Here is an 8,553-nt window from a genome sequence, read left to right as displayed (position 1 = left end):
CATTGCGGCCGTCTCGCGGCGCATTATTTTTCCGGAACATAGGGAATTGTCAGCGGGCCGTCCGGCAACACGGCAACCGGCGTGTTTTTTCCGAGCTTATCCTTGAGAGCGGAAAGATATTCGTCTAGCCCGGCGATATAATCCAGATGGGCACGCCGAACATCATTTTCCGGCAGCGCGCTGAAAAGCGCCACGCGCGAACGCATCAGAATCATGGCCAGCAATTGCACTTCCCACTGGTCAAACATGGAAAAGCCGGGTTTCAGGACGGTGTCCAGCACCGCCTGCGGCGAATCATGCTCAAATAAAAGCTTTGCAAAATTGCCGTGCGCCGGAAAGCCGTCGGCGCATTCGCAAACGGCGATGATCAAGCCGCCCGGCTCAACGATCTGGGCGGCGGCCGATATGCCCTTGACTGATTGATAAAGGTTCTGATCCAGCGGCCATCCGCCGTTGGTGGTGATGACAACCGGAAAACGCCGCCGGCATTCCGCCATGGCCGTTGAACGGGCGAATTCGCTCCCTTTGCGGTGGACCGCCAGCGGGTCGCCGCAGAAAAATCCGGTTATGCGACGCTCCCGGTTAAGCGTTACATTGACGCAAAAATCAACCGGCATCAGCGCGCCCAGGCGCCGGATTAAATCCTGGGTTGGGTTGTTTTCCAGAATGCCCCATGTGCTCTGCGGGTGGCCGACGATTGCCGGCGAATGATAATGCAAAATGGAATCAATATCCGCCGCGCCGGGCATGACCGCCTTGTATCCGCCCGAAAAACCGGCCATGAAATGCGGCTCAATAAACCCCATGATTATCCGCCGGTCGGCCTCAACATATTCCCGATTGAAATACACTTCTTTCCCGTCTTCCCTTTTCCCGGCCGGCAGCATGGTTTTAAAATCGTGCGCATTGTGATTGACAACACGGTATTGCTCGGGGATTTTGGCGCCCAGCATTCCCCCCAACTCTGCCGGAGAGCACGGACGATGCGAACCGGTGCCGATGATAATGGTGAAATTGGCGGACGGCGCATGGGCCAATTCTTCAAAAAACCAGGGCAGAATACGCCGCGCGGGAAACGGACGGGTTATATCGGGAATCAGGACGGCGGTTTTTTCGCGCGCGCCGACAATTTCCCGGAGCGGACGCGCGGCAAGCGGCGCGCGCACGGCCTCGGCAAAAACCTTTGCTTCGTCGGCAAAACCTTCAACGGAACGCGGTTCAAGGAAAGTTGCGTTTGCAAAAGGCAATTCGGCGCTGACAAACGATTTGCCGTATGGGAGATTAATTTTCATGAAAGCAGAAGTCAGCAGCCGGAAGCCAGAATAAAGAAATCCAGCCGCAGACATTTGATTTTCCAGTCATTCTGATAAAGACCGCCTTATGCATGCTGACTACTGACTGCTGACTGCTGAATTCCAATCTCAATCACATTGCCGCGGTTCAGCAGAAACTGCGGGTCAACGGCGGCCTTGCATTTCCGCACCTGTGCGACGGCGTCCAGCCCGTAACAGCGCAGAAAATCGCGGCGCTTGCGTTTGCCCGTGCCGTGCTCGCCCGAATAGACGCCTCCCAGCCGCGCGGATTCGGCGATGATCAGGTCGTAGACCGCGGTGGCTCTGGCCAGCCTGTCCTTTTCCGGCAGGATGGTAAAATGCAGGTGGCAATCGCCAAGATGGCCGAACGAAAGGTAGTCAAGGTTTTCCGCCCGGATCGCGCTGTGCGTAAATTTAAGGAACTCGCGGAAATTTTCCGGCGGAACGACGGTGTCAGTCATAATCGTGTAAGTCCCGCGGCGCTGGACCATTTCCAGGGCGTTGGCCGGCATGGAATGCCGCGCTTCCATGAAGATTTTGCGGTCGCGGTCGTTATCCAGCATCATGACGGCATTTTCATCAACGCCGCAACCAGCCGCCGCGAGCCTTTCCAGCCAGGCCAGGGCCGCATCCTCGGGATTGACGCCGCGCAATGGCTCCTGAATGTAAACGCCGACCTGGTTGGTTCCGCGGAAAAGACGGTTTTCATGCGCCATGTATTTGCGGCAATGTACTCCGAAATATTCAAGGGCCGTCAGCCGCCCCGGCCCGCCGGGAAGTTTATTCCGCAGATATTCAAGAAGGGAGACGGCGTTTTCCTCAGCCGGCAGAGAAAAGAAGAGGTCAAGATATCCGTCCGGGACCGGCGCCAGGCGCATTTCGCAGGCCGTAACCGCGCCGAAAATCCCCTCGCTTCCGACAACCAAATCCACGAAATCAAGCGCGCCTTCCGGCGCGGAATACGGCCCGCCCGCATTTTTAATTTTCAGGCGCGGATAACGAGGCACCGGAATTTCGCGCGCGTTCCCGCGGCCGGCCAGCAGAAAGAGCCCGTTTTCGGAAACATATTCGCCGCGCCGCGCTGTAATTTTCATGCCGTTCGGCAGCATAAAATCAACCGCGTTCACCCAGCTCCGGATGGCGCCGTCCGCGCCGGGCGTGAAACCGGAGGCGTTGCAGGCCAGCGCGCCGCCGACAAAAGCATCGGCGCGGCTGGTGGGATCAACCGGGAAATACAATTTACCGTTTGACTGCTCCAGCGCGGCGCGCCGCATATCCTCCAGAATAATGCCGGCCGGCGCCGAGACAGTTTTTTGCGCCAAGTCAGCTTTTACCGGCGGCGCGAGCATTTTGACCGTGGAAATGACCACCCCGGACTCCGGAGTGGCGCTGCCGGTGAGTGATGAACGGCCGCCGGAAATCGTGAAGGGTATGCCGCCTGAAAAACATAGCCGGAAAACAGCCGCCAATTCCCGCTCGGATTGCGGGCGGCAGAGCGCATCGGCCCGGCCTGGAAGATTGGAGCTGTCATGCGCAAAGCCGGCGATAATATCCTTATCCAGAACAAAATCCGCGTTAAATTTATCGCGGAGAAATTCTGCCATAACGGGCAGCGCCCGGTCGCCGCGGTTGGCGGCGGCCAAGGCGTCAATGCCGGCAAGCTCGCCGTCCGTCAAAACATCCTGGCACTGGATACGATTGGTCGGCATCTTTATTGAGCAAATTTTGATATTTGTTTTTTCGGGGAGAATCACGCCCGTTTGGCGCGCTTGCGAGAACGGCCGCCGGTCAACGGATCCATCCGGCTGTTCCAGGGCGCGATGATTTTCAAATGCTTGGCGGCCAGCGCCCGGTAACAATCGGGCAGATCAAAATAATGAAGAATATCCCTTGGCATAAAGCTTAACGGCCAGGCATTAACCGGCGTTTGCGTCAGCTCATAATATGAGAGCAAGGTATTCTTCAGGGTTATTTTTTTCACAAGGGGATGGAGACAGGCCGCAAAAACGGCGATCAAAGCCCCAAGTCCGCGGCCCATCAGGTGCACTTCCCGGCATCCCCGGTCCCGCAGCAGATTCAGGGTCAGCATGAGATCGCGAACGCGCCGGCCGAGGTATGGCTCTCCGAACATATCGGCATAACTGGCATAAAGATAATCACTGCCATACGGAGCAAAGAAATCATCGCTGGCGCAGGTCAACGCCATCGTCTGCCCCATGCCGCGCACGTCAAGCGCGAAGAGCGGCTGGGCGGAAGCGGGCGCAAGCCCCGCGGCGATATCCGCCTGGCTGGATACATGCGGGACATACAACGCGGCTTTTTTGAACTGCGGGCAATAGAAATAGTAACGCTTGCCGAAGAAATGCAAAACGGACTGAAGGCCCGGCTCGGTTTCAACCGCAAACGATGAATGGCATGGATATTTCTTGGCGTCATCCCCCCGCGGGCGCAAAACACGGTAATAAGGAACTTCAGGACGATTTTCAACCGCCAGCACCTTGCGGATTATTTTCGCCAAATCCGGCGCGGGAACAGCTTTGCGCGCCCGATTGATTCGGGACGCATGTTCCCGCGTGAAATCAAAAACCCGCTTTCCCCCCATTTTATACACCTGCCCTTCCGGCGTGCAGGCCAGCCGTTTCGGAATTTCCGCAACGTTCCCGGTTTCCCGGTCATCCGCCCTGACCCCGGAATGCTTGTTAAAGAAGACATACATCGCCCGCCGGTTTTCCGGAAAATAACCGTGGTCGCGAGGGCCGACGAACAGTTCAAAATCCTTTCCGGCGCCCATGATGGCGTACAGCCGTTTGAGTTCCTCGTATGTTTTCCGCAGACCGCGCAGGTCAAAAAAATCATTCTGCTGGCCGAGCAGCAAGACGGGGCGCGGAATCTGGGCAACAATGAAATCGGCTATATCCAGGCCGTATTTGATGATATTCGGCGGAATTTGTTCCGAATCGGAAGGCAGTTCGTTTTCCAGATTGCAGAGATAAGTAGTGATGAAACACGAGGGCGCGGCCATGGTAAAACGGCCGTCAAAAGCGTTCAGGTAGGTGGTAAGAGTTCCGCCCCCGGAGTTGCCGGTCACGCCGACCCGCGCCGGGTCGGCTTCGGGACGCGAAAGGAGATAATCCAGAGCGCGGATGCCGTCCCAGAGCCGCCACTTGCAGAAAGCTTCCCCGATCAGCGACATCTGGTTGCCCATCATATTGTGTTCCTGGCAGCATCCTTCCGGATGAGCCCTGCCTTCCCGGAACGGGTACTGGATCCTTTCCCCCTGGCTGAGGGGATCGTAAATCAGAACCAGATAACCCTTTCTTGCGAGATTCTGGACAAAAAACTGGTACTTCGGCTCCGCCTTGCCGACGGCCGAATGGCCGCACGGCGCGAGCACGCACGGCGCCCTGTCTTTCAGCCCGGCCGGGATATAAAGATTGGCGGTAACAAACAGCTCCGGCCGGCTTTCAAAAATGATTTTCTCTATCGTGTAAAGCGCCCGTTCAACTTTGCCGGTAATTCTCGGATTGAGCGGGGTTTTTTCCGGGAATCTGCCGAAAGACTGCGCCAGCTTGCGGCGGACAGCTTGCCTGAGCCGCAGAACATCGTCTTTTGTCCGGATTTTTGCGCGCTGACAATTGCGCGCCGCCGACAATTTTCGCATTTTTTCCACAAAGCATTCGTGCACCATATGCGGATAAAGATGTTCAATCATCGCGTTTGTCTTTTAATGTTGGGGTATGGGCTAAAACGGACATGCCGCCATCCGAAATGGGCGGATGCCGGTTCGTTGTTTTGCATGCAAAAATCAACTACACCACCGTTGCCGCCGTGTCAAGCATGATTTGCAATTCATGTCTCCGCGGGCGCCGAAACGTTTTCTGGAAAATAAAGCTTGCTATCAGCCCCGTTTAACTAAAATGCGCGCATAACGATTCCCATCAGGAGTATGCCAAAATATGCCCAGAAGAAACGACATTAAAAAAATTATGATTATCGGCTCCGGCCCGATCATCATCGGCCAGGCATGCGAATTTGATTATTCCGGAACGCAGGCCTGCAAGGCCTTGCGCGAAGAAGGCTATAAAATCGTGCTGGTCAATTCTAATCCGGCCACCATCATGACCGACCCCAGCATGTCCGACCGCACCTATATTGAGCCTTTGACTGCGGAAAGCCTGGAAAAAATCATCTCCCTTGAGCGGCCGGACGCCCTCCTGCCCAACCTCGGCGGCCAGACCGGTCTCAACCTCTCGTCAACCCTGTATAAAGAAGGCATCCTGGAAAAATACGGCGTGAAAATCATCGGCGTTCAGGCCGACGCCATTGAGCGCGGCGAGGACCGGCTGGTCTTCAAGGACACGATGAAAAAGCTCGGCATAGGACTGCCGCAGTCGGAAATCACGCGGACGATTGAAGAGGCCGAAACGATCGCCGAACGGTTGAAATATCCCGTGGTGGTCCGCCCGGCCTACACCATGGGCGGCACCGGCGGCGGAATTGCTTTCAACGTGGAGGAATTGAGGAGCATCGCCATGCGCGGCCTTGCCGCCAGCATTATTCACCAGGTGCTGATTGAAGAAGCGGTCATCGGCTGGGAAGAGCTTGAGCTGGAAGTGGTGCGCGACCAAAAGAATAACAAAATCACCGTCTGTTTTATTGAGAATGTTGACCCGATGGGCGTGCATACCGGCGACAGTTTCTGCGTGGCCCCGATGCTGACCGTGCCGGAACGACTGCAGGCCCTCATGCGGGATTATGCGTATAGAATCGTTGACGCGATCGGAGTCGTCGGCGGCACGAACGTCCAGTTCGCCCATAACCCGCAAGACGACCGCCTGGTGGTCATTGAAATCAACCCGCGGACGTCGCGTTCCTCGGCCCTGGCCTCCAAGGCGACCGGCTTCCCCATCGCGCGCATTTCCTCAAAGCTCGCCGCCGGAATCACGCTGAACGAAATTCCCTACTGGAAGGGCGGCGCGCTGGACCAATACAGTCCGGCCGGCGATTACGTGGTGGTGAAATTTGCGCGATGGGCGTTTGAGAAATTTCCAAAGGCGAAAGACATTCTCGGCACCCAGATGAAGGCGGTCGGCGAGGTGATGAGCATCGGGAAAAACTTCAAGGAGGCCCTGCAAAAATCAATCCGCTCGCTTGAAATCGGCCGATACGGGCTTGGCTTCGGCGGCAATTTTCACGATCTCGCCGCGGAAACAATCCGGGAACGCATGAGCGTCCCGTCCAGCGAACGGATTTTCCTCATCTACGAGGCGCTCCGCAAAGGCATGACCATTGAAGAGGCGCATAAAATAACCAATATCGGAACGTGGTTCATCCGGGAACTCAAGGAACTTGTTGACTACGAAGAGACCCTGCTCAAATTCCGCTGGAACACGCTCCCGGACAAATATCTGAGCAAAGCCAAGGAATGGGGGTTTGCCGACAAATACCTGGCAAAAATCTTCCAGGTCAAGGAAGCAACGGTGCGTAAAAAACGGATGGAGCTGACGGGCAACGCCCGCTTTGAAGTGGTGCGGGTCAGCGGCGCCCGCGACGCGGCTTATTACTACTCCACCTACGGCAAGGTCCCCGATCTTGTCCCGGTTTCCTCCCGGAAAAAAATCATGATTCTCGGCGGCGGCCCGAACCGGATCGGACAAGGCATTGAGTTTGACTACACCTGCGTGCACGCGGCCTTCACCCTGCGCGACGAGGATTACGAATCCATCATGGTCAACTGCAACCCCGAGACGGTTTCCACGGATTACGACACTTCCGACAAGCTCTACTTTGAGCCGTTGACCGTTGAGGACGTTCTGGCCATTCACGCCAAGGAAAAACCCGACGGCGTCATCGTGCAGTTCGGCGGTCAGACCCCGTTGAATATTGCCGGCGAGCTTAAAAACAACGGCGTCACAATTCTGGGCACCAGCGTGGAGAGCATCGCCTTTGCCGAGGACCGAGAACTCTTCCGGCAGAAAATGAACGAACTCAACATCCTCCAGACCGAAGGCGGCACGGCCAAGTCGCTGGAAGAAGCCGTGAAAATCGCGAAAAAAATAGGCTACCCGCTGATGGTGCGCCCCTCTTTCGTGCTGGGCGGACGCGGCATGCAGATTATTTACGATGAGGAAACGCTCATCCATTACGCCCGCGAAGCAATCCAGATAAGCCCGGAATATCCCATGCTGCTGGATAGATTCCTGGAAAAGGCAGTGGAAACAGAGGTGGATGCCGTCTCGGATGGGGAAAAAACCTTCGTGGCCGCCGTCATGGAACATATTGAACACGCCGGCATCCATTCCGGCGACTCCGCCTGCAGCATCCCCCCGCGCAGTCTGAGCGCAAAACACATCAAGACAATCGCCGAATACACCGAAAAAATCGCGCGGGAATTAAAAGTCGTCGGGCTTATGAATATCCAATACGCGATCTGCGACAACAAAGTCTATATCCTGGAAGCCAATCCGCGCGCTTCGCGGACCGTCCCCTTCGTTTCCAAAACCACCGCCATCCCCCTGGCGCGCATCGCCACCCTGCTGATGCTGGGCAAAAAGATTGACGATTTCCCCGAGTTAAAAAGCCGTGTTCTGCCTTTTGTCGGCGTGAAAGAAGCGGTTTTCCCGTTCAACATGTTCCCCGGCGTTGACCCGACACTGGGTCCGGAAATGAAAGCAACCGGCGAAGTCATGGGGATTGACAAGACATTTGAGATCGCATTCTACAAAGCGCAGGAAGCAACCGGCGTGAAGCTTCCGCGGGACGGAAACGTTTTGCTGACCGTGGCCGACAAAGACAAGCCGGAACTGCTGCCCATTGCCGCAAAACTGCGGGACATGGGGTTTAAAATGTTAGCCACCGAACATACCCAGGCCTACCTGCAGAAAAACGGGATTGAGGCCTTGTTGATAAACAAACTGCACGAGAGCCGGCCGAATATACCCGACGCCATCAAAAACAATGAAATTCACCTTATCATCAACACGCCGGCCGGCAAGGAAAGCAAGCTGGATGACAGCTACATCCGGACCATGGCGATCCAATACCGCATTCCATACATCACCACCATGGCCGCCGCGCACGCCAGCGTGGACGGCATGGCGGCCGTAAAAAGCCGCAACATCCAGCCCCTCGCGCTCCAGGATTACCACGCCGAATTAGCGCGCTGATGCGGTTGGCCGGAAAAATGGTTTCCGCCCAGTCCGAGCGCAGACGCGGACAAAAATCATGCCTCAAGCGTCAA

Annotated in this window: 4 protein-coding genes; 1 reads left to right on the top strand and 3 read right to left on the bottom strand. The window is 56.2% G+C overall.

The genetic code is table 11. From position 1 onward, the window contains the following. Positions 1 to 23: 23 nt before the first annotated feature. The 3 genes from larA to PHP98_10890 form a co-directional block, all read right to left on the bottom strand. Positions 24 to 1,292: a nickel-dependent lactate racemase gene (gene larA, locus PHP98_10900; protein ID MDD5484135.1), complete on the bottom strand. Its 1,269-nt coding sequence runs from the start codon at positions 1,290 to 1,292 to the stop codon at positions 24 to 26. An 86-nt stretch (positions 1,293 to 1,378) separates the two neighbouring features. Next, positions 1,379 to 3,022: an FAD-binding oxidoreductase gene (locus PHP98_10895; protein MDD5484134.1), complete on the bottom strand. Its 1,644-nt coding sequence runs from the start codon at positions 3,020 to 3,022 to the stop codon at positions 1,379 to 1,381. A gap of 41 nt (positions 3,023 to 3,063) precedes the next feature. Then, on the bottom strand, positions 3,064 to 5,025 hold the full coding sequence (locus tag PHP98_10890; GenBank protein ID MDD5484133.1) for an acetylxylan esterase: 1,962 nt from the start codon (positions 5,023 to 5,025) through the stop codon (positions 3,064 to 3,066). Positions 5,026 to 5,269: 244 nt separating this feature from the next. On the opposite strand from PHP98_10890, the gene carB reads away from it, so the two are divergent. Continuing rightward, on the top strand, positions 5,270 to 8,479 hold the full coding sequence (carB, locus tag PHP98_10885) for a carbamoyl-phosphate synthase large subunit (GenBank protein ID MDD5484132.1): 3,210 nt from the start codon (positions 5,270 to 5,272) through the stop codon (positions 8,477 to 8,479). Positions 8,480 to 8,553 lie beyond the last annotated feature (74 nt).

The sequence above is a fragment of the Kiritimatiellia bacterium genome (assembly GCA_028715905.1).
GTDB lineage: Bacteria > Verrucomicrobiota > Kiritimatiellia > JAAZAB01 > JAAZAB01 > JAQUQV01.
Note: the sequence above shows the minus strand (reverse complement) of the source record. Positions and strands in the feature narration are given on the sequence as shown.